Source organism: Herbaspirillum sp. GW821-FHT09A12 (genome assembly GCF_059418325.1).
The window spans coordinates 108,308-134,388 of record NZ_JBWKPR010000008.1 but is presented as its reverse complement, the minus strand read 5'-3'; the positions used below and the strand labels follow the sequence as shown (position 1 = coordinate 134,388).

The following is a 26,081-nucleotide window of genomic DNA, read 5'->3' as shown; positions in this document are numbered from 1 at the left end:
ATCGCCCCTGGCGGGCGGCTCCGTTACTTGGCGGCAGGCGGCGTCTCGGATTGCGCCTCGCGCTTTTTGCGCTCGGCGCGCTCGCGCTCGTTCTCGGCCTTCTTGCGCTCCACATCCAGGCGATGCGCTTCCGCATCCTTGATGCGCTGCTCGCGGGCGGCCGCATTGGCGGCGCGTTCCGGCGCGCGGGCCGCTTCTTCGGCCTGTTGCTGCCGCATCTTGGCTTCATGCTCCCGGATGCGGTAGTCCGGCGACTGTCCCTGGTTTTGGTCGATGCGTTGTTGCACCTGCTGGCGCTTGGCGTCGCTATCTTGCACCTTGCGCGCGGAATCGGCTTCTTTCTGCTTCTGCTCCTGCAGGCGGCGCGCGGCGTCTTCCTGGTCCTTCTTTTGCTGTTCGGCCAGGGCCTGGTCGCGCTCGTCCACATTCGCCTGCCGCTGGTAGGTGTTGGCCTCGATCTCTACTTGCTTGATCTTGCTTTCAGCCGCCCGCTTGCGCTCCTTGGCGTCTTCCAGGCAGGACGCCACCAGGAACTTCTGATAGCAGGCGCGCTGGTCGACGATGTAGCGCACGCCAACCGCATCCCGATCCTGGGCCGCCTCGGTCAGTGCCTGTTGCGCGGTCTCGCCGGACTTGATCGAGCCGGCCGGATAGCGCTGGTTAATCGGCGCGCGCGCCTCCAGCGCTTCGAAGGTCGACCTGGACATGGATGCCTGGCCCGCGGCAGGAGCCTGGCGATCCGTGGGCGCCGCCGTCTGGGCCGCAGTCTGGGCCGCCGTCTGGGCCGAACTCCAGCCGGCGACCAGCATCAGCGCCAGGCCGCAAAGGAAACGGGAAACGCCATTGGCGTCAGCGAAGAAACCTTGCATGTAATTCTTGTCCATCTTGGTATGGTTCATGACAGCCGGTCGGCCAAAATGCGGCGATCCGCCTCCAAATACTCCTTCGACTGCATCTCAATGATACGTGAAACGGTACGATGGAACTCATTGGACAGGGTGCCGGCGGTGTAAAGTTCATCCGGCTCCACCGCCGCCGACATGATCAGCTTGACCTTGTGGTCGTAGAACACGTCAATTAGCCAGGTGAAGCGGCGCGCCTCGGACGACATCGCCGCCGACATGCGCGGGATGTCGGACAAAATCACCGTCTGGAACTGGCTGGCCAGCTCCAGGTAGTCGTTCTGCGAGCGCGGGCCGCCGCACAAGGTCGCGAAGTCGAACCAGATGGCGCTGCCGGCGCGGCGCAGCGCACGGATTTCGCGCGCCTCGATATGCACCCGCGGGTCCTCATCGGCGGTCTCGGCCACGGCGGCGAAGGCCGTGCGCAACTCTTCATTGGTCTGCGCGTTGAGCGGCGTGTGGTAGATCCTGACCTGCTCCATCACGCGCTTGCGGTAATCGATGCCGGCGTCGATGTTCATCACGTCCAGCTTTTCCTTCAGCAGCGCGATGGTCGGCAGCATGCGGTCGCGGTGCAGGCCATCCGGATACAACGTGCCCGGTTCGTAGTTGGAGGTCATGACAAAAGACACCCCCTGGTCGAACAGGCCCTTGAGCAGGTTGTAGAGGATCATCGCATCGGCGATGTCGGAGACGTGGAACTCGTCGAAGCAGATCAGCCGGTATTTCTTGGCGATGCGCTTGGCCACCTCGTCCAGCGGATTGGCGATGCCTTTGAGCTCATCCAGCTGGCGGTGCACGTCGCGCATGAATTCGTGGAAGTGTACGCGCGTCTTGCGCACCAACGGCACCACCGAATAGAAGCTGTCCATCAGGAACGACTTGCCGCGCCCCACCCCGCCCCACATGTAGACGCCGCGCGGCACGCTGGGGCGGCTGATCAGCCGCTTGAAGGTACTGGCGCGCTGTGCCTTGTATTCGACCCACTCCTCATAGGCGCGCTGCAAGCGGTCGATCGCACGCAATTGCGCCTCGTCGGATTGGTAGCCGCGCTCGCCCAGCGAGTGCTCGTAAAATTGGCGGACATCCATGGTGCGGTTCTTTATTCCCGGTAAGTCTCGGCGGCGCAGCCTCTCGCCGCATCACTCCGACCATCTGCGCCGGCCCTGTGCCGGGCGCCGTTTTTCAAATTCCGTAAAGCAAAATGGGCGAGCCAGGCTCGCCCATCACGATGCATCGTCAATGCTCAATACGCGGCTGCATGACAAGCATGGGCGACGCGTATTGTCGCATTAGAACCTGTTCAATGTCTCGACGGGCGTTAGCCTGACGTCATTTCAAGATGAAATACGAGGCGTTGAACAGGTTTTTCATCGCGCATCAGAAGTTCAACGCACGCTTGTCGACTGCCAGCGCCGCTTCCTTGGTCGCTTCGGACAGCGACGGGTGGGCATGGCAGATGCGGGCGATGTCTTCCGCCGAAGCGCGGAATTCCATGGCAACCACGGCTTCGGCAATCAGCTCGGAAGCCATCGGGCCGACGATGTGCACGCCCAGGATTTCATCGGTCTTGGCATCGGCCAGGAACTTGACCATGCCCGAGGTATCGCCCAGCGCGCGTGCGCGGCCGTTGGCCAGGAACGGGAAGGTGCCGGCCTTGTATTGCACGCCTTCGGCCTTCAGTTGCTGCTCGGTCTTGCCGACCCAGGCGATTTCCGGCGAGGTGTAGATGACCCAGGGGATGGTGTTGAAGTTGACGTGGCCGTGCTGGCCGGCGATGCGCTCGGCCACCGCGACGCCTTCTTCTTCCGCCTTGTGCGCCAGCATCGGGCCGCGCACCACGTCGCCCACCGCCCACACGTTGGGCAGGTTGGTCTTGCAGTCGCCGTCGACGGCGACGAAGCCGCGCTCATCGAGCTTCAGGCCGATGCCTTCGGCATTCAGGCCGATGGTGTTGGGGGTGCGGCCGATGGAGACGATCAGCTTGTCGAACTCGCCCTTTTGCGCGTCGCCCTTGCTGTCAGTGTACTCGACGGTGACGCCCTTCTTGCCGGCCTTGATCTCGCCGATCTTCACGCCCAGACTGACGTTCAGGCCCTGCTTGGCCAGCAGCTTCTGCGCTTCCTTGGCGATCTGTTCATCGACTGCGCCCAGGAACGTCGGCAGCGCTTCCAGCACGGTCACTTCCGCGCCCAGGCGGCGCCATACCGAACCCATTTCCAGGCCGATCACGCCGGCGCCGATCACGCCCAGCTTCTTCGGCACTTCAGTGATAGCCAGCGCGCCGGTATTGGACAGAATCAGTTGCTCGTCGAACGGCACGCCTGGCAACGCACGGGCATTGGAACCGGTGGCGATGATCACCTGCTTGGCGGTGACGGTTTCTTCGGCCGCGCCCGCCACCTTGATTTCGTAACCGTTGGCATCGCCCTTGACGAAGGAACCGCGGCCGTGGAAGAAGGTGACCTTGTTCTTCTTGAACAGGTACAGGATGCCGTCGTTGTTCTGCTTGACCACGGTGTTCTTGCGGCCCAGCATCTTTTCCAGGTTCAGGCCCAGGCCCTTGACTTCGATGCCGTGCTCGGCGAAACCGTGGCTGGCATGCTCATAGTGCTCGGACGATTGCAGCAGCGCCTTGGACGGGATGCAACCGACGTTGGTGCAGGTGCCGCCCGGCGCCGGGCCGCCCTTGTCGTTCTTCCATTCGTCGATGCAGGCCACGTTGAAACCCAGTTGCGCTGCGCGGATGGCGGCGATGTAGCCGCCGGGGCCGCCACCGATGACGACCACGTCAAAATTCTTGCTCATGTTTTTTCCAATCTTGTCTATCGCGGACATGTATTCCGCGGATACAAAAAAGGCGCTGAAAAGAAAAGGTTTTCAGCGCCGATCCGGCTCTGTGGGCTGTCGGGCAGGCGTAGCGAGCGAGCCAAGGTCGTCGAGAGAAGCGCAGCCGTACCGGAGTACGGCGAGCATCGCATCGGCGAAATCGGTTCGCGCAGTAGCCTGCCCGGCAGTCATTAGAGATCGAGCAGCAGGCGGGCCGGATCTTCCAGCGCTTCCTTGATCGCCACCAGCGACAGGACGGCTTCGCGGCCGTCGATGATGCGGTGGTCATAGGACAGCGCGAAGTAGTTCATCGGACGCACCACGACCTGGCCGTTTTCGACAACAGCGCGGTCCTTGGTGGCGTGGATGCCCAGGATCGCCGATTGCGGCGGGTTGATGATCGGGGTCGACAGCATGGAACCGAAGGTGCCGCCGTTGGACACGGTGAAGGTGCCGCCCGACAGTTCTTCGATCGACAGCTTGCCGTCCTTGGCCTTCTGGCCGAATTCGCCGATCTTCTTCTCGATGTCGGCGATGGACATCTGGTCTGCATCGCGCAGGACCGGAACCACCAGGCCGCGCGGCGAACCGACGGCCACGCCGATATCGAAGTAGCCGTGGTAGACGATGTCGTTGCCGTCAACCGAGGCGTTGACGATCGGGTACTTCTTCAGCGCGTGCACCACCGCCTTGACGAAGAAGGACATGAAGCCCAGCTTGACGCCGTGTTCCTTCTCGAACTTGTCCTTGTACTTGTTGCGCAGGTCGATGACCGGCTGCATGTTGATTTCGTTGAAGGTGGTCAGGATGGCGTTGGTGGCTTGCGATTGCAGCAGGCGCTCGGCCACGCGCGCACGCAGGCGGCTCATCGGAACGCGCTGTTCCGGACGGCTTTCCAGGCCGGCCTTGCTCGGTGCGGCCACCGGCGCCAGCGCCGGCTTGGCGGCGGCGGCAGGCGCGGCCGACGGTGCGGACAGCGCGCCCAGCACGTCGCCCTTGGTCACGCGGCCATCGCGGCCGGTGCCGGTAACTTGCGCGGTCGACAGGTTGTTGTCGGCCAGCAGCTTGGCGGCGGCCGGCATGGCGACGTTGCCCTTGTTGGCTGGCTCGGGAGCGGCGGCGGCAGGCGCTGCGGCTTGCGGCGCCGCAGCTACGGCGGCAGGCGCTGTTTGCGCCGATGCTTCTGTATCGAGGATGGCGATGACTTCGCCGGCGACGACGGTGGCGCCGTCAGCCTTGATGATCTGGGTGATGACGCCGGCGTCCGGCGCCGGCAGTTCCAGCACGACCTTGTCGGTCTCGATGTCGATCAGGTTTTCGTCGCGCGAAACCGGTTCGCCGACTTTCTTGTGCCATTGCAGCAGGGTCGCTTCAGCGACGGATTCCGATAATTGTGGGACTTTTACTTCGATTTGAGCCATTTAGTTCTCCGATTCGGGTAATTCGTTTTAATGAAACACAGACGCGCTCCCCCTTGCAGCGATGGCGCGTCTGGTTTGCAACAGTGATTATTTGGTCAGGACAAAGCCCTTGAGCTTCGAGAACGCAGTCTCGATCAGCGCCTTCTGCTGCGCATAGTGCTTGTCGTAGTAACCCACGGCAGGCGATGCGCTGGCCGGACGGCCTGCATAAGCCAGCTTTTGACCTTCGGACAGATTTTCGAAGATGTTGTGCTGGATTTGCAGCCATGCGCCCTGGTTCTGCGGCTCGTCCTGCGCCCAGACCAGTTCGTTGAAGTTCGGGAACTGCTTGAGGGCAGCTGCGAACGCCTTGTGCGGGAACGGATACAACTGCTCGACGCGGATGATGGCGGTGTCGGTCTGGCCGCGTTCCTTGCGGGCGTTAACCAGGTCGTAGTAGACCTTGCCCGAGCAGGCGACGATGCGCTTGACCTTCTTGGCGTCGATGGACTCGTCGACTTCCGGAATCACGGTCTGGAACGAACCCTTGGACAGGTCGGACAGCGGCGAACCGGCATCCTTGTTACGCAGCAGCGACTTTGGCGTCATGATGATCAGCGGCTTGCGGAACAGGCGGATCATCTGGCGGCGCAGCAGGTGGAAGATCTGCGCGGCGGTGGTGGGCTGCACCACTTGCATGTTGTTGTCCGCGCACAGTTGCAGGTAACGTTCCAGGCGCGCCGAGGAGTGCTCCGGGCCCTGGCCTTCGTAACCGTGCGGCAGCATCTGCACCAGGCCCGAGGCGCGGCCCCACTTCACTTCGCCGGAGCTGATGAACTGGTCCATCACGACCTGGGCGCCGTTGGCGAAGTCGCCGAACTGCGCTTCCCAGATGGTCAGTGTGTTCGGCTCGGCCGTCGAATAACCGTATTCGAAGCCCAGCACCGCTTCTTCCGACAGCACGGAGTCGATGACGGTGAAGGTCGACTGGTTCTCGGCGACGTTTTGCAGCGGCACATAGGTGCCGGCGTCCCAACGTTCGCGGTTCTGGTCGTGCAGCACGGCGTGGCGGTGCACGAAGGTGCCGCGGCCGGCGTCCTGGCCGGTGAGGCGGATGGCGTAGCCGGACGACACCAGCGACGCGTAGGCCAGGTGCTCGCCCATGCCCCAGTCCAGGTTCATTTCGCCGCGCGCCATGGTGGCGCGGTCGTTGATGACCTTCTCGACCAGCGAGTGGGCCTTGAAGCCTTCGGGGATGGTGGTGATCTTGGCGCCCAGGCGCTTCAGTTCAGCCAGCGGCACGGCGGTTTCGGCCGCGTCGGTCCACTTGCGGTTCAGGAACGGCAGCCAGTCGACCGCGTACTTGCTCTTGAAGTTGGTCAGCACCGGATCGATGGTGTGCTTGCCGGCGTCCATCGCGGCGCGGAAGGCCTTGACCAGCTCTTCGCCGCCGTTGGCGGCGATGGTGCCCTGGGCCGCCAGCTTGTCGGCGTACAGCTTGCGGGTGCCCGGATGCTGGGCGATCTTCTTGTACATCAGCGGCTGGGTCAGCGCCGGGGTGTCCTGCTCGTTGTGGCCCAGTTTGCGGAAGCAGATGATGTCGACCACGATGTCCTTCTTGAACTTCAGGCGGTAGTCGACAGCGATCTGGGTGGCGAACACGACGGCTTCCGGATCGTCGCCGTTGACGTGCAGCACCGGCGCCTCGATCATCTTGACCACGTCCGAGCAGTACAGCGTCGAACGGGAGTCGCGCGGGTCGGAGGTGGTGAAGCCGATCTGGTTGTTGATCACGATGTGCACGGTACCGCCGGTACCGTAGCCGCGGGTCTGCGCCAGGTTCAGGGTTTCCATCACGACGCCCTGGCCGGCGAATGCGGCGTCGCCGTGCACCAGGATCGGCAGCACTTGCGAGCCGTCCTTGTCGCCGCGGCGATCCATACGCGCCTTGACCGAACCTTCCACCACCGGGTTGACGATTTCCAGGTGCGACGGGTTGAACGCCAGCGACAGGTGAACCGGGCCGCCGGGGGTGGAGACGTCGGACGAGAAGCCCTGGTGGTACTTGACGTCGCCGGCCGGCAGGTCGTCAGCGTGGTGGCCTTCGAATTCGGAGAACAGTTCCTGCGGGGTCTTGCCCAGGATGTTGACCAGCACGTTCAGGCGGCCGCGGTGGGCCATGCCGATCACGATTTCCTGCACGCCGTTTTCGCCGGCGCGCTGGATGGTTTCATCCAGGGAGGCGATGAAGCTTTCGCCGCCTTCCAGCGAGAAGCGCTTCTGGCCGACGTACTTGGTGTGGAGGTAGCGCTCCAGGCCTTCGGCCGCGGTCAGGCGTTCCAGGATGTGCTTTTTCTTCTCGGCCGAGAAGCTGGGCGCGGCGCGGGTCGGCTCCAGGCGTTCTTCCAGCCAGCGCACTTCGGCCATGTCCGAGATGTAGGTGAATTCGGCGCCGATGGTGCGCGTGTAAGTGTCGCGCAGCATCTGCAGCAGGTCGCGCAGCGATGCGGTCTCGGGGCCGAAATAGGTGTTGTTGATGTTGAACACGATGTCCATGTCGGCATCGGTGAAGCCGTAGAAGGATGGATCGAGTTCGGGGATGCTGGGGCGTTCCTGGCGTTGCAGCGGATCCAGGTTGGCGAAGCGGGAACCGAGGTCGCGGTAGCCGGCGATCAGTTGGGTGGCAGCGACGCGCTTGCGGCCCATGTCGGAGTCGGCCGAGGCGATGACGGTACGGATCGGGCCTTGCTTGGCACGCTCGGCGAACGAGGCGATAACGGGAGCGTGGGCGACGTCGGGACGGCTCGAGCCATCGGTGGCAGGAACGTGCTGGACGGCGTCGAAATAGGCGCGCCAGTTGTCGGGGACGGATCCGGGATTGTCGAGATAGGCTTCGTACAGTTCTTCCAGGTACGGAGCATTCCCACCGAAGAGGTAGGAGTTGAGGTTATATTGCTCGTAGAGCTTTGTCATTTGCTCACCTTTCTTCGCGTTTCGCGAGATTAGCGGGTTTCTACACCTTCCGCGACACGGCCTGACCGGTTAGCGGATTGCATCAAGTTGTGGGGAAGGACCTTGTTGTCTATCTGAATTTCTGTATCAGAACCCATTTCATCAATAGGCGGGAATACCTGTTGATGAAATGGCTGCTACCAGTGTCATCCAGCCAGCGCTACGGAATTATATATCCTTCTCCCCAATAAAAAAGCGAAACCCTCAGGATTCGCTTTTTTATTTGCTGCGGCTTCCGCTGGGCGTTTCAAACCGCCAACAGCGGCCCGGAAAGCCGCGCCGACCAAGGCTTCATCGTCGCCCGCCCCGATCACGGGACAGGCGAGACAAGCGCACGACCGTCCGTTATTGCCGGCCGGCCAACTCTGCGCCAGCCGGCCCGGGGCCCGTTCAGCGCTTGTCGATCGGCGCCACATCGCGGCGCGGCGAACCGACGAACAGCTGGCGCGGACGGCCGATCTTTTGCTCCGGATCCGAAATCATTTCGTTCCATTGCGCGATCCAGCCGACGGTACGCGCCATGGCGAAGATGCAGGTGAACATCGAGGTCGGGATGCCCAGCGCGCGTTGCACAATGCCCGAGTAGAAGTCGACGTTCGGGTACAGCTTGCGCGACACGAAGTAGTCGTCTTCCAGCGCGATCTTTTCCAGCTCCATGGCCAGCTTGAACAGCGGGTCGTCGTGCAGGCCCAGTTCATTCAGGACTTCGTAGCAGGTTTCGCGCATCAGCTTGGCGCGCGGATCGTAGTTCTTGTAGACGCGGTGACCGAAGCCCATCAGCTTGACGCCGGAGTTCTTGTCCTTCACTTGCTTGATGAACTCGGGGATCTTGTCGACCGAACCGATGCTCTCCAGCATGGTCAGCGCGGCTTCGTTGGCGCCGCCGTGCGCCGGGCCCCACAGGCAGGCGATGCCGGCGGCGATACATGCGAACGGATTGGCGCCCGACGAGCCCGACAGGCGCACGGTCGAGGTCGAGGCATTCTGCTCGTGATCGGCGTGCAGGATCAGGATGCGGTCCAGCGCACGCACCAGCACGTCGTTGACCTTGTACTCTTCGCACGGGTTGGCGAACATCATGCGCATGAAGTTGGCGCTGTACGACAGGTCGTTGCGCGGATACACGAACGGCTGGCCGATGTTGTACTTGTATGCCATCGCAACCAGGGTCGGCAGCTTGGCGATCATGCGGATGGCCGACACGTCACGGTGGACCGGATTGCTGATGTCCAGCGAGTCATGGTAGAAGGCCGACAGCGCGCCCACGGAACCGGTCAGCACCGCCATCGGGTGCGCATCGCGGCGGAAACCGCGGAAGAAGAAGTTCATCTGCTCGTGAACCATGGTGTGCTGGGTCACGGTATCGACGAATTCGGTCTTCTGGGCGGCGTTGGGCAGCTCGCCGTGCAGCAGCAGGTAGCAGGTTTCCAGGAAATCGCAATTCACTGCCAGCTGTTCGATCGGGTAGCCGCGGTACAGCAGCTCGCCCTTGTCGCCGTCGATATAGGTGATCGAGGAGTTGCAGGCTGCGGTCGACATGAAACCCGGGTCGTAGGTGAACTTGCCGGTGCCGGCGTACAGCTTGCGAATATCAATCACGTCCGGGCCGATGGTGCCCTTGTAGACAGGAAAATCTACGGATGGAGACCCGTCGGAGAATGACAGGGTAGCTTTGATATCGGTATTAGACATAGCTTTTCCTTTTGCTGGGATGGTGAAACCGTTAATCAAAACCGCGACCGCGTTGCCTGGCGGCATCCATGATCCGATGCGCTGGGTGGCGTGAAAAAGCAGGCCGCGTTCGAGCAAAATCCGTCTGGCTTGTGGCCAGGCGCAAAATCAGGCCGTACGCAGTTTTTGCAACAACGTGTGCACATGCGGCAGGTCAACCGCCGCCTCCGGCTCCTTGCGAGCCAGCAGCAAGTCCATCAGGTCGTTGTCGGACAGGTCCATCAGCCGGGAAAACGCATCGACCTCTTCGTCGCTCATCCCGGCCTCGTTGGCATCGAGATAGCGCGTCAAGATCAGATCGTTCTCCAGCAAGCCTCGGCGTGCTCGCCAGCGCAGTCGCGCGCGTTTTGCCGGATCATCCTGGTGACGGGTAGTCATGAACTCGCTCACTTCTATACTTTTCATCTTCAATACTACCGAATCCCGGCGTTCCGGGTTCGGCAGCGGGAAGCCCCTGTGCCCTGCTTCCCGTTTCGAACCGCCGCGGCCCGGCTGGGCAGCGCCGCGGGCGGCTCGTACTGCTTGCGCCGCTTAAACCGCGCGGCGCACCATCAGTTCCTTGATCTTGCCGATGGCCGCGTTGGGGTTCAACCCCTTCGGGCAGACATCGACGCAGTTCATGATGGAACGGCAACGGAACAGGCGGTACGGGTCTTCCAGGTTGTCCAGGCGGGCGCCGGTGGCTTCGTCGCGGCTGTCGGCGATGAAGCGGTAGGCTTGCAGCAGGCCGGCCGGGCCGACGAACTTGTCCGGATTCCACCAGAACGACGGGCACGACGTCGAGCAGCAGGCGCACAGGATGCACTCGTACACGCCGTCGAGCTCTTCACGCTGCTCGGGCGACTGCAGGCGCTCCTTCTCGGGCGGGATGCTGTCGTTGATCAGGTAAGGCTTGATCGAATCGTACTGCTTGAAGAAGTTGGTCATGTCGACGATCAGGTCGCGGATGACCGGCAGGCCCGGCAACGGCTTGAGAACGATGGGTTCGGTCAGCTCGTTCAAGTTGGTGATGCAGGCCAGGCCGTTCTTGCCGTTGATGTTCATCGCGTCCGAGCCGCACACGCCTTCGCGGCAGGAGCGGCGCAGCGCCAGCGAGTCGTCCACGTCGGCCTTGATGCGCTGCAAGGCGTCGAGCAGCATCTTGTCGGTCGGCTTCAACTCGACCGTCAGGTCCTGCATGTACGGCTTCTCGTCCTTGTCCGGATCGTAACGGTAGATTTTGAATTTCAAAGTGCGAGTCATGTTGCGACCTCTTAGAAAGTACGTGCTTTAGGCTTAAATGTCTCAACGGTCAGCGGCTGCATGTTGACCGGCTTGTAGTCGAGACGATTCCCCTCGGAAAACCACAGTGTGTGCTTGAGCCAGTTCACGTCGTCGCGCTGCTCGTAGTCGCTGTGCGCGTGCGCGCCGCGGGACTCCTTGCGGGCGGCGGCCGATGTGATGGTGGCCTTGGCGGTTTCGATCAGGTTGTCCAGCTCCAGCGCTTCCTGGCGGGCGGTGTTGAACACCTTGGACTTGTCCTTGAACGAGACGTGCTTGCGGCGCTCGTCGAGTTCCATGATCTTCTTGGCGCCTTCCTGCAGCAGCGCATCGGTGCGGAACACGCCGCAATACTTCTGCATGGTGGCGCGGATGTCGTTGGCGACGTCCTGCACGCGCTCGGAACCGGTGCTGTGTTCCATGCGGGCGATACGTTCCAGCGAACGGTCCAGCGCGCCGGCCGGGATCGGCTTGTGGCTCTGGTCTTGCAGGCCGCTGGCCACGATGTGGTTGCCGGCGGCGCGGCCGAACACCACCAGGTCCAGCAGCGAGTTGGTGCCCAGGCGGTTGGCGCCGTGCACCGAGACGCAAGCGCATTCGCCGATGGCGTACATGCCCTGCACCACTTCCTTTTGCGAGCCGCCCTTGGGCACGACCACCTGGCCATGCACGTTGGTCGGGATACCGCCCATCTGGTAGTGGATGGTCGGCACGACCGGGATCGGCTCCTTGGTCGCGTCGACGTTGGCGAACTTGTGCGCAATTTCCAGGATCGACGGCAGGCGCTTCTTGATGGTGTCGGCGCCGATGTGGCGCAGATCCAGCAGGACGTGATCCTTGTGCGGACCGACGCCGCGGCCTTCCTTGATTTCCTGGTCCATCGAACGCGAGACGAAGTCGCGCGGCGCCAGATCCTTCAGGGTCGGCGCATAGCGCTCCATGAAACGTTCGCCGCTGCTGTTGATCAGGATGCCGCCTTCGCCGCGCACGCCTTCGGTGATCAGCACGCCCGCGCCGGCCACGCCGGTCGGGTGGAATTGCCAGAATTCCATGTCCTGCAGCGGCAAGCCGGCGCGTGCCGCCATGCCCATGCCGTCGCCGGTGTTGATGAAGGCATTGGTCGATGCCGCCCAGATACGGCCCGCGCCGCCGGTGGCGAACAGGGTGGTCTTGGCGTGCAGCATCATGATTTCGCCGGTTTCCATTTCCAGCGCGACCACGCCGAGGACGTCGCCCTCTTCATTGCGGATGATGTCCAGCGCCATCCATTCGACGAAGAAGTGGGTCTTGGCGCGCACGTTACGCTGGTACAGCGTGTGCAGCAGCGCGTGGCCGGTACGGTCGGCAGCGGCACAGGCGCGCTGCACCGGCTTTTCGCCGAAGTTGGCGGTGTGGCCGCCGAACGGACGCTGATAGATGGTGCCGTCGGGATTGCGGTCGAACGGCATGCCGAAGTGTTCCAGCTCGTACACCGCCTTCGGTGCTTCACGGCACATGAATTCGATGGCGTCCTGGTCGCCCAGGTAGTCCGACCCCTTGACGGTGTCGAACATGTGCCAGTACCAGTTGTCTTCCGACATATTGCCCAGCGAAGCGCCGATGCCGCCTTGGGCAGCCACGGTGTGCGAGCGGGTCGGGAAGACCTTGGACAGCACGGCCACGTTCAGGCCGGCTTCCGCCAGTTGCAGGGAGGCGCGCATGCCGGAACCGCCGGCGCCGACGATGACCGCGTCAAAGCGGCGGGTAGTGATTGTGGATTTGATAGCAGCCACGATTTACATTCTCCACAGAATCTGCGCGGCATAGCCGGCGCAACCGATCAGCCACAGGATCGTGGCAACTTGCAAAACCAGGCGCAGGGCGACCGGCTTGACGTAATCCATCCAGATATCGCGCACGCCGATCCAGGCGTGGAAGAACAGCGCCATGAGCGTGACGAAGGTGGCGATCTTGAACCATTGGTGCGAGAACAGCGCACCCCAGCCTTCATAGCTGAAATGCACGGAGGTGAAGAAGCACGCCAGCAAGATCACGGTGTAGACCGCCATCACGACTGCGGTGGCGCGCTGCGCGAGCCAGTCGCGCAGGCCATAGTGGGCGCCGACGACGAGGCGCTTGGATCCGATATTGTTATCCATGTTTAGAATGCTCCGAACAGTTTCAATGCAACCAGGATCATCAGCGCGATGCTGACGACCAGAACGCCGGCCGACGACTTGCGTGCGCTGTCCTTGTCCAGGCCGATATGGTTATCCATGATCAGGTGGCGGATGCCGGCGCAGAAGTGGTGGAGATAAGCCCAGGACAGGGCGAGGATGACCAGCTTGACAAACCAGTTGGAGGCGATGCCCTTGAGATGCTCGAAAGTGCCCTCGGAGAGCAGGCTGTTATCCAGCAGATACAGGATAAAAGGCAGCATCAGGAACAGGAACAGCCCGCTGACGCGGTGCATGATCGACACCAGCGCAGCCAGCGGCATGCGGTAACCGGCAATTTGGGTAAGGTGTATGTTACGAAATTGCGGCCGTTGTGGTTTAGCGGCTTCAGACATACAAGGTTCTCCTCAGATTAAAACAATCTTGCAATTTTCGCCGATTTTACAAATCGTCACCAACATTATTCCGCTTCGCAGCACAGCCAAATGGGGAGCAATCTCCCCCTTCCGCCCAGGGCACGCACCCCGCCGGACCTCAGCTCAGTTCGCTCTGATAATGATGATTTGTCGTCAAATACAGGCCGCGCCGCATTTCCACCGGCTTGTCGCCGTAGGTGAATGAAGCACGCTCTACACTCAACAACGGCGTGTTGGGCGGAACTCCCAGGATTTCCGCAGATTCCGGATCCGCCCCCACGGCACGGATGCGCTCCTCGGCGCGGATCATGCGTGTCCCGAATTCCGACTCGAACAGGCCATACAACGGCCCTTTGTATTCCACCAGGCGCTCGGCCGTCAGCCCCTTGAAGATCACGCCAGGGAGCCAGATTTCTTCGAGGATGATGGGAACGCCATTGAAGTACTTGACCCGCCGGATGAAGATGACGGAGTCGCCGGATTTCACATCCAGCTGCCTCGCCACCTCGGCGGATGCGCGCACGCGCTTGACTTCGATAATCTTGTTTTCCGGACGCTGCGGCTCGTCGCTGTCGGCCATCAGGCGAAGGAAGCGGAATTGCGCCTGCGTTTCATGATGGGTGGCAACGAACGTCCCCTTGCCTTGGCGCCGCACCACCAGGTTTTCCGCCGCCAGCTCATCGATGGCCTTGCGCACCGTTCCCTGGCTGACCTTGAAACGGCCGCCCAGCTCGACTTCGCTGGGGATCAGCTCGCCCGGCTTCCACTCGCCGGCCTCAAGGCGCTGCATGATGAGCGCCTTGATCTGCTGGTACAGCGGACTGAAGGTCGGCGCGGGGCCGGCAACACCCGATCCCACGCCTTGCGCGTCACCGTTGTTCGAATTGGGCAGGATCGAGCTCATAACCCCGAATTTCACCACAAAACCGCTCCCGGCGTCCAGCAAAAATGATGCAATAATATGTCTTATATAAGACATAAGATATTGATTGACACGCGTCCTTCGCAGGCCTACACTCGCGAGCAACCTGAAAAGCCGCAACGCAGACGCGACGCGCGCTTCCGGCCAATCAACGATAACGAGAATCGATTGCATTTAGACCTCCGGAATTCCGCATTTTCATGCGCGCCGGACATGCGTGCGACGGTTTTCCGACCGGCCGGCGGCGCTGCCCGCGAAAGCAACTGACTCCCTTCGTTTTCGACGGTATCATGGCGGTCTAACAAGAATTTGAGGAACTCGCGCAAGACATTTGCGCAAACAAGAAGCAACCGCAGACGGCCCTGCCGCGCCTTACGCGACGCGACCGCAACGTGCGCTTCGATGCAGTCCGGAATGCTTTTTTTCATCACCTCTTTTGGAGATTCAACATGGCTAAAGCCCCCAAGCGTGTTGCCGTCACCGGCGCCGCCGGTCAAATCGGTTACTCCCTGCTGTTCCGTATCGCCAACGGCGACCTGCTCGGCAAAGACCAGCCGGTCATCCTGCAACTGCTGGAAATCCCTGATGAAAAAGCGCAGAAGGCGCTCAAGGGCGTCATCATGGAAATCGACGACTGCGCCTTCCCGCTGCTGGCCGGCGTGACCGCCCACAGCGATCCGCTGACCGCGTTCAAGGATGCCGACGTCGCCCTGCTGGTCGGCGCCCGTCCCCGCGGCCCCGGCATGGAGCGCAAGGACCTGCTGGAAGCCAACGCCCAGATCTTCACCGTGCAGGGCAAGGCGCTGGACGCCGTGGCTTCGCGCGACGTCAAGGTGCTGGTGGTCGGCAACCCGGCCAACACCAATGCCTACATCGCCATGAAGTCGGCCCCCAACCTGCCGGCCAAGAACTTCACCGCCATGCTGCGCCTGGACCACAACCGCGCGCTGTCGCAAGTGGCCGCCAAGATCGGCCAGCCGGTCTCCGCCATCGAAAAGCTGTGCGTGTGGGGCAACCACTCGCCGACCATGTACGCCGACTACCGTTTCGCCACGGCCGATGGCAAGTCCGTCAAGGACCTGATCAACGACCAGGTCTGGAACAAGGACACCTTCCTGCCGACAGTGGGCAAGCGCGGCGCGGCCATCATCGAAGCGCGCGGCCTGTCCTCGGCGGCGTCGGCGGCCAACGCGGCGATCGACCACGTGCGTGACTGGGTGCTGGGCACCAACGGCAAGTGGACCACCATGGGCATCCCGTCGGACGGCTCCTACGGCATCCCCGAAGGCACCATGTTCGGCTTCCCGGTGACCACCGAAAACGGCGAGTACAAGATCGTCCAGGGCCTGGAGATCGATGCGTTCTCGCAAGAACGCATCAACCTCACTCTGAAAGAGCTGCTGGAAGAGCGCGAAGGCGTCAAGCACCTGGTCGGCTAACCGACTGCGGCGCGGCGTGCGGCTTGCCGCCGCCGCGCAGTTTTCACTGAACAGCAACCCCATTCATTCAGCAGCAATGCATCCCTCCCAGGTCTTGTTCCCAGGTGCGCAGCAACCGGTTTCGCTTCCGGTTTGCGATCATTACGCCGGCTCCGAAAAGCTGATGCGCAAGTCGATCGCCCTGCAGCAGGAACTCGGCCCGGTGTTCGACATCACGCTCGACTGCGAGGATGGCGCGGCCGCCGGCAACGAAGCCGCGCATGCGCAACTGGTCGCCTCGCTGATCAAAGGCCCCGACAACCGCCACCGCCGCATCGGCGCGCGCGTGCATGACGTCGGCAGCCCGCACTTCGCGCAAGATGTTTCCATCATTTGCTCGGCCGCGGCGCATGAGCTGGCCTTCGTGATGCTGCCCAAGGTCGAGGGCGCCGACGATGTGCTGCATGCGCTGGAAACCATCAACACCACCTGCCTTGCGGCCGGGCGCCATGCGCTGCCGCTGCACGTGCTGATCGAGACCCACGGCGCGCTGGCCGATGTGTGGAAGATCGCGGCGGTGCCGCAGGTCGAGTCGCTCTCTTTTGGCGTGATGGATTTCGTCTCCGCGCATTATGGTGCGATCCCCGGCGCCGCGATGCGCTCCCCCGGGCAATTCGACCATCCGCTGGTACGCCGCGCCAAGCTGGAAATCGCCGCCGCCTGCCATGCCCATGGCAAAACGCCGTCGCACAACGTGACGACCGACATCAAGAATCCCGCCGCCGTCGCCGACGATGCGCGACGCGCGGCGCAAGAGTTCGGCTATACCCGGATGTGGAGCATTCATCCGGATCAGATCAGGCCGATCGTGCGCGCCATGTCGCCTTCCGTCGAGGAAGCCGGCCAGGCGGCACAAATTTTGCTCAAGGCCCAGGCCGTGCAATGGGGCCCGATCCAGCACGAGGGAAGCCTGCACGACCGGGCAAGCTATCGCTATTACTGGTGCATCCTGCAGCGCGCCCACGCCGCCGGCGTGGCGCTGCCGCCGTCAGCGGCGCCCTGGTTTGCCGCCGGCGATTCCCCATCACTTATTTCTCAGTAACCGAATCACCGTTCATGAAAAAACAACTGACCGCAATCGCCCTGCTCGGCGCCCTGTTCGCCGCCGCCGGCCTGCCCGCCGCCCAGGCGCAAACTGCATCGGCACAAACCGCCGCCAAGAAGAAGGCCGTCAAGAAGGCGCCGGCCAAGAAAGCGGCTGCCGCAGCGGCGGCAGCGCCCGTCGCCAAGATGCCGTTCTCGTCGGAAGCCGAAGATGACGACAGCGAACCCGAACTGGGCGGCACCCTTTCCGCAGACTTCAACTGCGAACTGGGCAACAAGCTGACCATCTGGAAGAACGCCGACGACGACAAGCATATTGCCCTGCGCTGGAACAAGAGGATTCACCGCCTGACCCGGGTCGACACCACCACCGGCGCCAACCGCTTCGAGAACCGCAAGGTCGGCCTGGTCTGGATCGGCATCCCGGCCAAGGGCCTGCTGCTGGACGCCAAGAAGGGGCAGCAGTTGGCCAATGAATGCAGAAACGCCGAACAGCAGCAAGCGGCTGCAGCTGCCAGCACACCGGCAGTGGCAACGGCAGCGGCAGCGGCGCCGAAGAATTAACAGGAAGCATCAGGAATCAGTGATTCCTGCCGTAACACAGAATCAGGCAGCCCCCAGCAGTTTGAACATTGCAGCGCAAACCGGATTCGACTAGCTAATATCACTAATTGAATTGTCATCTAAGGAGAAGAGGCCATGTCCCGCAACACATTGAACACCCTAAAGGAATTCAAGATTTCCGGTTCCAAGAAAGGCAAGTTCTACTCGCTGCCAGCGCTGGAAAAATCGCTGGGCGTGAAGATCTCCCGCCTGCCGCTTTCCATCCGCATCGTGCTGGAGTCGGTCCTGCGTAACGTCGATGGCCAGAAGGTCACCGAACAGCACGTCAAGGAACTGGCCAATTGGGGCGCCAAGGCCGCGCGCGTGGATGAAATCCCGTTCGTGGTCGCCCGCGTGGTGCTGCAGGACTTCACCGGCGTGCCCCTGCTGGCCGACCTGGCCGCGATGCGCAACGTCGCCAGCAAGCTGGGCAAGAACCCCAAGAACATCGAGCCGCTGGTGCCGGTCGACCTGGTGGTCGACCACTCGGTGCAGATCGACCACTTCCGCGAGAAGAAGGCGCTGGACCTGAACATGAAACTGGAATTCCAGCGCAACAACGAGCGCTACCAGTTCATGAAGTGGGGCATGCAGGCATTCGACACCTTCGGCGTGGTGCCCCCGGGCTTCGGCATCGTGCACCAGGTCAACCTGGAATACCTGGCGCGCGGCGTGCACAACAAGACCGGCGTGTACTACCCCGACACCCTGGTGGGCACCGACAGCCACACCACCATGATCAACGGCATCGGCGTGGTCGGCTGGGGCGTGGGCGGCATCGAGGCGGAAGCCGGCATGCTGGGCCAGCCGGTCTACTTCCTGACCCCGGACGTGGTCGGCGTGAACCTGACCGGCGCGCTGCGCGAAGGCGTCACCGCCACCGACCTGGTGCTGACCATCACCGAACTGCTGCGCAAGACCAAGGTCGTGGGCAAGTTCGTCGAATTCTTCGGCGAAGGCACCGAGTCGCTGTCGCTGACCGACCGCGCCACCATCGCCAACATGGCCCCGGAATACGGCGCCACCATGGGCTTCTTCCCGGTCGACGACGCCACCATCGAGTACTTCAAGGGCACCGGCCGCACCAAGGCCGAGATCGACGCCTTCGAAGCCTACTTCAAGGCGCAGGGCCTGTATGGCGTGCCCAAGGCCGGCCAGATCGATTACACCCAGGAAGTCTCGCTGGACCTGGGCACCGTCGCCCCGTCGCTGGCCGGTCCGAAGCGTCCGCAAGACCGCATCGAAATCGGCAACGTCAAGTCGACCTTCGCCGACCTGTTCACCAAGCCGATCGCCGAAAACGGCTTCAACAAGAAGGCCGCCGACCTGGGCGCGACCTACAAGAACGCCGATGGCGTGGACCTGCACAACGGCGACATACTGATCGCGGCGATCACCTCCTGCACCAACACCTCCAACCCGAGCGTGCTGCTGGCCGCGGGCCTGTTGGCCAAGAAGGCTGTCGAAGCCGGCCTGAAGGTCGCGCCGCACATCAAGACGTCGCTGGCGCCGGGATCACGCGTGGTGACCAAGTACCTGGAAGCAGCAGGCCTGCTGCCCTACCTGGAAAAGCTGGGCTTCGGCGTGACCGCCTACGGTTGCACCACCTGCATCGGCAACGCCGGCGACCTGACTGCGGCCATGAACGAAGCGATCGTCAAGAACGACGTGGTGGCCGCGGCCGTGCTGTCGGGCAACCGCAACTTCGAAGCGCGCATCCACCCGAACATCCGCGCCAACTTCCTGGCATCGCCGCCGCTGGTGGTGGCCTACGCCATCGCCGGCAACGTCAACGTCGACCTGATGACGCAACCGGTCGGCAAGGGTCGTGGCGGCAAGGACATCTTCCTGGGCGACATCTGGCCGACTTCGAAAGAGATCGAAAAGCTGTTGAAGTTCGCGATGAACGCCAAGACCTTCAAGGAAAACTACGCCGATGTGAAGGGCGCGCCGGGCAAGCTGTGGGAAGCCATCAAGGGCGTCGCCAAGGGCGAGGTCTACAACTGGCCGACATCGACCTACATCGCCGAACCGCCGTTCTTCGAAACCTTCACCGAAGAGCCCAAGGCCGCGGCGACCGGCATCACCGGCGCACGCGCCCTGGGCGTGTTCGGCGACTCGATCACCACCGACCACATCTCCCCGGCCGGTTCGATCAAGGACTCCAGCCCGGCCGGCAAGTGGCTGCAGGCCAACGGCGTGCTCAAGGCCGACTTCAACTCCTACGGCTCGCGCCGCGGCAACCACGAAATCATGATGCGCGGCACCTTCGCCAACGTGCGCATCAAGAACCTGATGGTGCCGGGCGTTGAAGGCGGCGTGACGGTCCACCAGCCGAGCGGCGAACAGATGGCGATCTATGACGCGGCCATGAAGTACGTCAGCGACGGCGTGCCGACCATGGTGTTCGGCGGCGAAGAGTACGGCACCGGCTCCTCGCGCGACTGGGCGGCCAAGGGCACCCAGTTGCTGGGCGTGAAGGCGGTGATCACCCGTTCGTTCGAACGTATCCACCGCTCCAACCTGGTCGGCATGGGCGTGCTGCCGCTGCAGTTCATCGGCAACGACAGCGTCCAGACCCTGGGCATCACCGGCGAGGAAACCTTCGACCTGAAGGGTCTCGATGGCGACATCAAGCCGCAACAGGAAGCCACCCTGGTGATCCATCGCAAGAACGGCGAAACCAAGGAAGTCAAACTGCTGCTGCGCATCGATACCCCGATCGAAGTGGACTACTACAAGCATGGCGGCATCCTGCCGTTCGTGCTGCGTCAACTGCTGGCCGCTTAAGCAAGCAGACGTTGCCCATGGCCATGCCGGCCATGCCGCCTGCGAACGGGCGACATGGCCAAACAAAAACGCCGGACTTGTCCGGCGTTTTTATTGCTCTCGCGCATGAGAGCTTGCCAAACCGGCTGCAGCGACGCCAAGGCCGGAATTCAGGCCCAAATCATCTACAATACAAAGTTTCCCCTATCCCCTAGAAACACACCCATGCGTCGTCCCGCCAAACGTTCTTCCTCCAAGCTTTCTTCCGACAGCCAGCACCTGGTGACCTTCGCGCAAGCCATCGCGCAAGCCTCCAGCCGGCTTGAGGAAAAGGCCTGGCTCAAACCGCTGGACGCCCTGCTGCACAAGCTCTTGCGTACCGGCCACCAGACGCTGATCGACGCCGCCCTGGACCATCTCTTCAAGGCCGACCTGGATGCCTACGACGTGCTGATCGAAGCCGTCGAAGCCGGCAGCGAGTCGACCGCCATTGAATTCGAAGGGAAAGAATACGACGTGCAACTGCTGGTGCTGCCGGTGCTGGCCTGGACGCGCTTTTCGATCGCCTCCGGCGCCATCGCCGCCGACATGCAAAATGCGCTGGCCGCCCACCTGCACGCCCATGTGCTGGCCAACGATGCCAAACTGGCGCTGGCGCCCACGCTATTTGCGATCGAGCAGCTGCCGCGCTTTCACAGCGAAGTCTTCGCCCTCACCCAGCAGCTCGGCCAATCTGCGCTCAAGCACGCGCCGGTGCAGTTGCGCGGCGAGCAGCAGCCTTCCGCCGCCTTCCTGGCCGATACCCGCTACGTCATCGCCGCCGTCGCCGTACCGGCCGGCACCGCCCTGTTCCATTGGCAGGAAAGCGAGCAGCAAAGCCATTTCTCGGCCGGAAAGAGCGCCGCCATCGACGCCTGGAAGCAGCAAGTCACGCCCCTGCTTACCCGCATGCTGCCCGGCTGCAACGTCGAACTGCTGCTGCCGCAAGCCTATTACTTCGGCTGCCGCGAGGCCGACAAGCGTATCCGCCCGGCCTCGATCCGTGCCGCGGACTACTTCCTGACCCAGACCCTGGATATTTCCTCGGTCGAGCTGCATGCCAGCATTGGCGGCTTTTCCGAAGACATCAACGGCCAGGTCGACGAATACCGCATCGGCTTTGCCATCGGCGGCGACCCGACCGTGGTCTACGGCACCGTATGGCCATTGTATGAACAGGAAAGCGGCGAAGACATGGCGCTGCTGATGCCGGCCGGCGTCGCCTTGCCGGAGTCGCCGGGCCCCAGCCCGTTGCAGGAGATCCTGACCGTGCTGCGCGAATGCGGCATCGTCCACATCAAGCACCATACGGAACGCTTCACGATGGAATTCTGCGATGACTGCGGCGCCCCGCTGTTCCCGGACCGCGAAGGGGAATTGGTGCATGCCGAGATGCCGGAAGACACGCCGCCGGCGGCCGAGCATTTCCACTGATCGCGCCGGCGGCAAACCCCGCCCATCCGGATTGCCCGATTGGCAATAAAAAAAGCATCTGCCGCATGACGGCAGATGCTTTTTTCTTTTCTCTATCGGGCTTTGTCGCCCGCTTTTCCCGAATGACCGCGACGCGCCATCCGGCCTTGGTCTCCTCCGGCTCCGGAGAACTGCGGCCGGGCTCGTTAAGCCGCCAGCTTTTCAATCAGCCCCATTTCGGTGCTCGACATCAGCTTGTCGATATCGACCAGGATCAGCATGCGCTGCTCCAGCGTGCCCAGGCCGATCAGGTAATCGGAGTCGAAGGTGGTGCCCATTTCCGGCGCCGGCTTGATCTGCTCCTGGGTCAGGGTGATCACGTCAGACACGCTGTCGACCACCATGCCGACCACACGGCCGGAAATATTGAGAATGATCACGACCGTGAACTGGTCGTAAGTCGGCTCGCCCAGCTGGAACTTGATGCGCATGTCGACGATGGGCACGATGATGCCGCGCAGGTTGACCACGCCCTTGATGAAATCGGGCGAATTGGCAATGCGGGTCACCGCCTCGTAACCGCGAATCTCCTGAACCTTCAGAATATCGATGCCGTATTCTTCCTTGCCCAAGGTAAAGGCAAGAAACTCATTTCCATTGCTGTCGGTTTTTTCGCCGAAGCCGGAAAGATTCTTGGATGCAGTGTCAGACATGTTGAGGCCCTTTAAAAATCAGGAAAACACAGATTCGTCATTCAATTGGCGGCTGGATCGCAGCAAGGCTGCCACATCGACAATCAGGGCGACGCCGCCGTCACCCAGAATGGTAGCACCGGAAATGCCCGCTACCTTTCGATAATTCGATTCAAGATTTTTTACGACAATTTGTTGCTGTCCGATCAAGTCGTCCACAAACAGCGCCGCTTTCCGGCCATCGGACTCCAGGATCACCACCAGCCCTTGCGACGGGTCGGTGAACGAAGGCTCGATGTTGAAAAGCTGATAAAGCGGTATCAACGGCAGGTATTCGCCGCGCACGCGCAGCACTTTTCCTTGTCCGCTGATTTCCTTGATATCTTGCGCTATCGGCTGCAAAGATTCAACCACATACCCCAACGGCAAGATGTAAACTTCCGCGCCGATGCGAATCGACATGCCGTCCAGGATCGCCAGCGTCAACGGCAGCGAGATCGAGATGGTGGTGCCGAAGCCCTTGCTGGAACGGATATCCACCGCGCCGCCCATGGCCAGGATGTTGCGCTTGACCACGTCCATGCCGACCCCGCGGCCGGACACGTCGGTCACCTGCTCGGCGGTCGAGAAGCCCGGTTCGAAGATCAGTTGCCAGACGTCGGCGTCGCTGATGTTGTCCGATACCGGCATGCCCTGCGACTTGGCCTTGGCCAGGATCTTGTCGCGGTTCAGGCCGCCGCCGTCGTCGGAGACCTCGATAATGATGTTGCCGCCCTGGTGCTCGGCCGACAGGGACAGCGTGCCGGCGTCGCTCTTGCCGGCCGCGCGGCGCGCGTCGGGCAGTTCGATGCCGTGGTCGATGCTGTTGCGCACCAGGTGGGTCAGCGGATCGACGATGCGCTCGATCAAGCCCTTGTCCAGTTCGGTCGCGGCGCCGTGGGTGACGAACTCGACCCGCTTGCCCAACTTGGCCGCCAGGTCGCGCACCATGCGCGGGAAGCGCGAAAACACATAGTCCATCGGCATCATGCGGATCGACATCACCGATTCCTGCAGGTCGCGCGTGTTGCGACTCAACTGGCTGACGCTGTTGAGCAGATGCTCATGCGTCATCGGGTCGAGCTTGCCGACGCGCTGTTCGATCATGGCCTGGGTGATCACCAGCTCGCCGACCAGGTTGATGAGCTGGTCGACTTTTTCCACGCTGACGCGGATCGACGATGACTCATGGCCTGCCGCCGCGCCGCCGGCCTTGGCGGCCTTTTTCTCGTGCGCGGCACTCTCGGTGATCGACAACGGCGCTTCGTCCGGATGGTGATGCAAATCCGGCTCCGGCTCGGCCTTCCTGGCGGTAAGATCCAATGGCACGAAGGGCGGGAAGAAGCCGTAGCCCTGCGTACGCTCCCGGTCTTCGATGGCGGTATGGTTGTCGAGGAAGCCGTAGCCCCGAATGCGCTCCCGGTCTTCCTGGGTCGTGAAGTTATCGAAGAAACCGTAGCCCTGTTCCTCTTCCCTGGCGCTGGCCGGGGCCGGCCCAAGCGCCTGTGAAATCTTCAGGTCCGCAACGTTGACGATGAAGGCGCAGATGGCCACCACGTCATCGATGGGTTCGGCGGTGTCCAGGATGAAGATCCAGCGCCCTTGCGGCGACTTCGATTTCTCGATCTTGCCCAGCATCGCCAGTTCGTCGGCCAATGCTTCGGCATCCTTGTCGACGATGGCCGGCATCTCGATGCGATAGCGGCACACGCCGCCCGCCCCGCTCGCTGCGCCGGACGCCGCGCCGGCCGGCGCGGAACTCTTGCCCTGCGACAGCGCCTCGAGCAGCATGCGCACGTCGCCGGCCGCATCCAGGTCGACCTCGGCGCCGTGCTTGTGGCCGTCCAGCATGGACTTGAGCACGTCCTTGGCGGCCAGGAAGGCATCCACATGCTCGCCGGTCAGGGCCATCTGGCCCTGGCGGATACGGTCCAGGAGCGACTCCAATACGTGCGTGACCTCGGCGATATCGGTCAAGCCAAAGGTCGACGAACCGCCTTTAATGGAATGGGCGGCACGGAAAATCGCGTTCAGATCTTCCGGATCCGGCGACGCGACATTGACGGCCAACAAAAGCTTTTCCATTTCGGCGAGACCTTCTTCGGCCTCGTCGAAAAACACCTGGAAAAACTGGCTCATATCAATGCTCATGCCTGGGCTCCGTCACGAATGCGGTACGTGTTGTTCTTATTCTGAAAATTCAGCCGATCACTTTCTTGACGACCTCGGTCAAGCGCTGCGGGTCGAACGGCTTGACCAGCCAGCCATTGGCGCCGGCGGCCTTGCCCTTGGACTTCATCTCATCGCTGAACTCGGTGGTCAGCATCAGGATGGGGATGCGCTGGTAGCTGGTCAGTTCGCGCAAGGAACGAATCAGCGTCAGGCCATCCATGCGCGGCATGTTCTGGTCGGTCAGCACCAGGTCAAAGGTCTGCGCCTTGGCCTTTTCCAGCGCATCCACGCCATCGACCGCCTCGGTGACGCTGTAACCCGCAGCCTTCAGACTGAATACCACCATCTGGCGCAGAGATCCGGAATCGTCTACTGCGAGAATCGTTTTGGACATTGTTACTCCCTGTTTCTTCAATTACGGACATCAATCGCGATATCGGATTATGCCGCACCATTGCCACCAACCGCACTGCCGCCGGCGCCCCAAGATGACCTAGTTCAACCTTGCCGCACTCCCGCGGCACTCCCGCTGCAAGCCATGCGGACCGGCCCCGGAGGCCGCTAACCCAATACCGCTGCCGGCGTTGCGCTTGCCATCGGCATGTTGCCAGGGCCCCAGCCCCTGTTCATGGTCTTAAAACAACTCGATATCGCCGCTTTCCATTCGGGTCTGCCGCACGGCCTTCCACAGCCCGTGTTCCAGCATGGTCAACCGTTCTTCCATGGAGTTCACGGTATTGGCCAGCAGGTTCTCCAGCTCCTGATCCGTCTGCCCCTGTTCCGGCAAGATCTCGAAACTGTTGGCGCTCAATACGCCCAATGCCTCCCGCAGGCCGATCACGCGCCGCACGATACGCTCCAGCAATTGGCTGGTCATATCCTGGAATTGCAGCCCCGTTACCGCGGCATTCACATGCTGGCTCACCGCATTCTGCGTTTCCTTGAGCTTCTCGATGCTCTCCGCGTTGAGCGTCTCGCCGCCATTCATCAGGCCTTCGAGGATCTGCTGCTGCGCCTGTACCGAACGGTGCAGGTCCATGAAGCTCCCGCCCAGCTTGCCGATGGCTTCGCCCAGCAGAATGTTGGTCTGGACCAGATCCGACTCCACTTCCGTCAATTGGCGGCTGCCTCCGCTGGCTGTGTCGAGCAGCAGGCGTTTCAACTCCTGCAGCATTGTCTGTGTCGGCATTTCCGGCCCTCTTCC

General features: G+C 62.2%; 21 protein-coding genes. 5 read left to right on the top strand and 16 right to left on the bottom strand.

The features are described 5' to 3' along the window. Positions 1-23 precede the first annotated feature (23 nt). The 12 genes from AC07N6_RS17155 to AC07N6_RS17100 form a co-directional block, all read right to left on the bottom strand. Complete coding sequence (locus tag AC07N6_RS17155) at positions 24-899, bottom strand: hypothetical protein (protein WP_494782615.1); 876 nt, start codon at positions 897-899, stop codon at positions 24-26. Then, positions 896-1,993 carry a cell division protein ZapE gene (gene zapE, locus AC07N6_RS17150; RefSeq protein WP_494782616.1) on the bottom strand — a complete coding sequence of 366 codons (1,098 nt, stop codon included), beginning with the start codon at positions 1,991-1,993 and terminating at the stop codon, positions 896-898. The genes AC07N6_RS17155 and zapE overlap by 4 nt, the downstream gene beginning before the upstream one ends. A gap of 289 nt (positions 1,994-2,282) precedes the next feature. Then, positions 2,283-3,710: a dihydrolipoyl dehydrogenase gene (gene lpdA, locus AC07N6_RS17145; protein WP_494782617.1), complete on the bottom strand. Its 1,428-nt coding sequence runs from the start codon at positions 3,708-3,710 to the stop codon at positions 2,283-2,285. Positions 3,711-3,922: 212 nt separating this feature from the next. Then, positions 3,923-5,152 carry a 2-oxoglutarate dehydrogenase complex dihydrolipoyllysine-residue succinyltransferase gene (gene odhB, locus AC07N6_RS17140; RefSeq protein WP_494782618.1) on the bottom strand — a complete coding sequence of 410 codons (1,230 nt, stop codon included), beginning with the start codon at positions 5,150-5,152 and terminating at the stop codon, positions 3,923-3,925. 87 nt (positions 5,153-5,239) lie between these two features. Continuing rightward, the gene (locus AC07N6_RS17135; RefSeq protein WP_494782619.1) at positions 5,240-8,104 is read right to left on the bottom strand and encodes a 2-oxoglutarate dehydrogenase E1 component; all 2,865 of its coding nucleotides are present in this window, start codon (positions 8,102-8,104) and stop codon (positions 5,240-5,242) included. Between the two features lie 429 nt (positions 8,105-8,533). Continuing rightward, positions 8,534-9,835 carry a citrate synthase gene (gltA, locus tag AC07N6_RS17130; protein ID WP_494782620.1) on the bottom strand — a complete coding sequence of 434 codons (1,302 nt, stop codon included), beginning with the start codon at positions 9,833-9,835 and terminating at the stop codon, positions 8,534-8,536. 147 nt (positions 9,836-9,982) lie between these two features. Next, positions 9,983-10,252 (bottom strand): FAD assembly factor SdhE, encoded by a 270-nt coding sequence (locus AC07N6_RS17125; RefSeq protein ID WP_050467912.1) that lies wholly within the window; start codon positions 10,250-10,252, stop codon positions 9,983-9,985. Positions 10,253-10,405: 153 nt separating this feature from the next. Beyond that, the gene (locus AC07N6_RS17120; RefSeq protein ID WP_141916252.1) at positions 10,406-11,116 is read right to left on the bottom strand and encodes a succinate dehydrogenase iron-sulfur subunit; all 711 of its coding nucleotides are present in this window, start codon (positions 11,114-11,116) and stop codon (positions 10,406-10,408) included. 11 nt (positions 11,117-11,127) lie between these two features. Continuing rightward, positions 11,128-12,906 (bottom strand): succinate dehydrogenase flavoprotein subunit, encoded by a 1,779-nt coding sequence (sdhA, locus tag AC07N6_RS17115; RefSeq protein WP_494782621.1) that lies wholly within the window; start codon positions 12,904-12,906, stop codon positions 11,128-11,130. 3 nt (positions 12,907-12,909) lie between these two features. Further along, a complete protein-coding gene (gene sdhD / locus AC07N6_RS17110) occupies positions 12,910-13,272 on the bottom strand; it encodes a succinate dehydrogenase, hydrophobic membrane anchor protein (RefSeq protein WP_494782622.1) in 363 nt (120 codons plus the stop codon). A 2-nt stretch (positions 13,273-13,274) separates the two neighbouring features. After that, entirely contained in the window at positions 13,275-13,685 is a 411-nt protein-coding gene (gene sdhC, locus AC07N6_RS17105) for a succinate dehydrogenase, cytochrome b556 subunit (RefSeq protein ID WP_494782623.1), read from the bottom strand. 139 nt (positions 13,686-13,824) lie between these two features. Further along, complete coding sequence (locus tag AC07N6_RS17100) at positions 13,825-14,610, bottom strand: GntR family transcriptional regulator (protein ID WP_494782724.1); 786 nt, start codon at positions 14,608-14,610, stop codon at positions 13,825-13,827. Between the two features lie 467 nt (positions 14,611-15,077). Here AC07N6_RS17100 and AC07N6_RS17095 point away from each other — a divergent pair, with 467 nt between their 5' ends. From AC07N6_RS17095 to AC07N6_RS17075, 5 genes are all read left to right on the top strand, one after another. Continuing rightward, positions 15,078-16,067: a malate dehydrogenase gene (locus AC07N6_RS17095; RefSeq protein ID WP_494782624.1), complete on the top strand. Its 990-nt coding sequence runs from the start codon at positions 15,078-15,080 to the stop codon at positions 16,065-16,067. Between the two features lie 76 nt (positions 16,068-16,143). Beyond that, positions 16,144-17,148: an HpcH/HpaI aldolase/citrate lyase family protein gene (locus tag AC07N6_RS17090; RefSeq protein ID WP_494782625.1), complete on the top strand. Its 1,005-nt coding sequence runs from the start codon at positions 16,144-16,146 to the stop codon at positions 17,146-17,148. 14 nt (positions 17,149-17,162) lie between these two features. Continuing rightward, positions 17,163-17,714, top strand: coding sequence for a hypothetical protein (locus tag AC07N6_RS17085; protein WP_494782626.1), 552 nt, complete (start codon positions 17,163-17,165; stop codon positions 17,712-17,714). 135 nt (positions 17,715-17,849) lie between these two features. After that, positions 17,850-20,543, top strand: a complete 2,694-nt coding sequence (acnA, locus tag AC07N6_RS17080) for an aconitate hydratase AcnA (RefSeq protein ID WP_494782627.1) — start codon at positions 17,850-17,852, stop codon at positions 20,541-20,543. Between the two features lie 204 nt (positions 20,544-20,747). Further along, entirely contained in the window at positions 20,748-21,995 is a 1,248-nt protein-coding gene (locus tag AC07N6_RS17075) for a DUF2863 family protein (RefSeq protein ID WP_494782628.1), read from the top strand. 185 nt (positions 21,996-22,180) lie between these two features. On the opposite strand, the gene AC07N6_RS17070 is transcribed toward AC07N6_RS17075, so the two are convergent. The 4 genes from AC07N6_RS17070 to AC07N6_RS17055 form a co-directional block, all read right to left on the bottom strand. Continuing rightward, positions 22,181-22,687: a chemotaxis protein CheW gene (locus tag AC07N6_RS17070; protein ID WP_050467922.1), complete on the bottom strand. Its 507-nt coding sequence runs from the start codon at positions 22,685-22,687 to the stop codon at positions 22,181-22,183. 18 nt (positions 22,688-22,705) lie between these two features. Beyond that, on the bottom strand, positions 22,706-24,856 hold the full coding sequence (cheA, locus tag AC07N6_RS17065) for a chemotaxis protein CheA (RefSeq protein WP_494782629.1): 2,151 nt from the start codon (positions 24,854-24,856) through the stop codon (positions 22,706-22,708). Positions 24,857-24,905: 49 nt separating this feature from the next. After that, on the bottom strand, positions 24,906-25,271 hold the full coding sequence (locus AC07N6_RS17060; RefSeq protein WP_494782630.1) for a response regulator: 366 nt from the start codon (positions 25,269-25,271) through the stop codon (positions 24,906-24,908). Between the two features lie 240 nt (positions 25,272-25,511). Continuing rightward, entirely contained in the window at positions 25,512-26,066 is a 555-nt protein-coding gene (locus AC07N6_RS17055; RefSeq protein WP_494782631.1) for a chemotaxis protein, read from the bottom strand. Between the last annotated feature and the right edge of the window lie 15 nt (positions 26,067-26,081).

Bases quoted from the DNA above. Each gene is read 5' to 3' on its own strand.
- AC07N6_RS17155 (WP_494782615.1), bottom strand. From the start codon at position 899: ATGAACCATACCAAGATGGACAAGAATTACATGCAAGGTTTCTTCGCT.
- zapE (WP_494782616.1), bottom strand. From the start codon at position 1,993: ATGGATGTCCGCCAATTTTACGAGCACTCGCTGGGCGAGCGCGGCTAC.
- lpdA (WP_494782617.1), bottom strand. From the start codon at position 3,710: ATGAGCAAGAATTTTGACGTGGTCGTCATCGGTGGCGGCCCCGGCGGC.
- odhB (WP_494782618.1), bottom strand. From the start codon at position 5,152: ATGGCTCAAATCGAAGTAAAAGTCCCACAATTATCGGAATCCGTCGCT.
- AC07N6_RS17135 (WP_494782619.1), bottom strand. From the start codon at position 8,104: ATGACAAAGCTCTACGAGCAATATAACCTCAACTCCTACCTCTTCGGT.
- gltA (WP_494782620.1), bottom strand. From the start codon at position 9,835: ATGTCTAATACCGATATCAAAGCTACCCTGTCATTCTCCGACGGGTCT.
- AC07N6_RS17125 (WP_050467912.1), bottom strand. From the start codon at position 10,252: ATGACTACCCGTCACCAGGATGATCCGGCAAAACGCGCGCGACTGCGC.
- AC07N6_RS17120 (WP_141916252.1), bottom strand. From the start codon at position 11,116: ATGACTCGCACTTTGAAATTCAAAATCTACCGTTACGATCCGGACAAG.
- sdhD (WP_494782622.1), bottom strand. From the start codon at position 13,272: ATGGATAACAATATCGGATCCAAGCGCCTCGTCGTCGGCGCCCACTAT.
- sdhC (WP_494782623.1), bottom strand. From the start codon at position 13,685: ATGTCTGAAGCCGCTAAACCACAACGGCCGCAATTTCGTAACATACAC.
- AC07N6_RS17100 (WP_494782724.1), bottom strand. From the start codon at position 14,610: ATGAGCTCGATCCTGCCCAATTCGAACAACGGTGACGCGCAAGGCGTG.
- AC07N6_RS17095 (WP_494782624.1), top strand. From the start codon at position 15,078: ATGGCTAAAGCCCCCAAGCGTGTTGCCGTCACCGGCGCCGCCGGTCAA.
- AC07N6_RS17090 (WP_494782625.1), top strand. From the start codon at position 16,144: ATGCATCCCTCCCAGGTCTTGTTCCCAGGTGCGCAGCAACCGGTTTCG.
- AC07N6_RS17085 (WP_494782626.1), top strand. From the start codon at position 17,163: ATGAAAAAACAACTGACCGCAATCGCCCTGCTCGGCGCCCTGTTCGCC.
- acnA (WP_494782627.1), top strand. From the start codon at position 17,850: ATGTCCCGCAACACATTGAACACCCTAAAGGAATTCAAGATTTCCGGT.
- AC07N6_RS17075 (WP_494782628.1), top strand. From the start codon at position 20,748: ATGCGTCGTCCCGCCAAACGTTCTTCCTCCAAGCTTTCTTCCGACAGC.
- AC07N6_RS17070 (WP_050467922.1), bottom strand. From the start codon at position 22,687: ATGTCTGACACTGCATCCAAGAATCTTTCCGGCTTCGGCGAAAAAACC.
- cheA (WP_494782629.1), bottom strand. From the start codon at position 24,856: ATGAGCATTGATATGAGCCAGTTTTTCCAGGTGTTTTTCGACGAGGCC.
- AC07N6_RS17060 (WP_494782630.1), bottom strand. From the start codon at position 25,271: ATGTCCAAAACGATTCTCGCAGTAGACGATTCCGGATCTCTGCGCCAG.
- AC07N6_RS17055 (WP_494782631.1), bottom strand. From the start codon at position 26,066: ATGCCGACACAGACAATGCTGCAGGAGTTGAAACGCCTGCTGCTCGAC.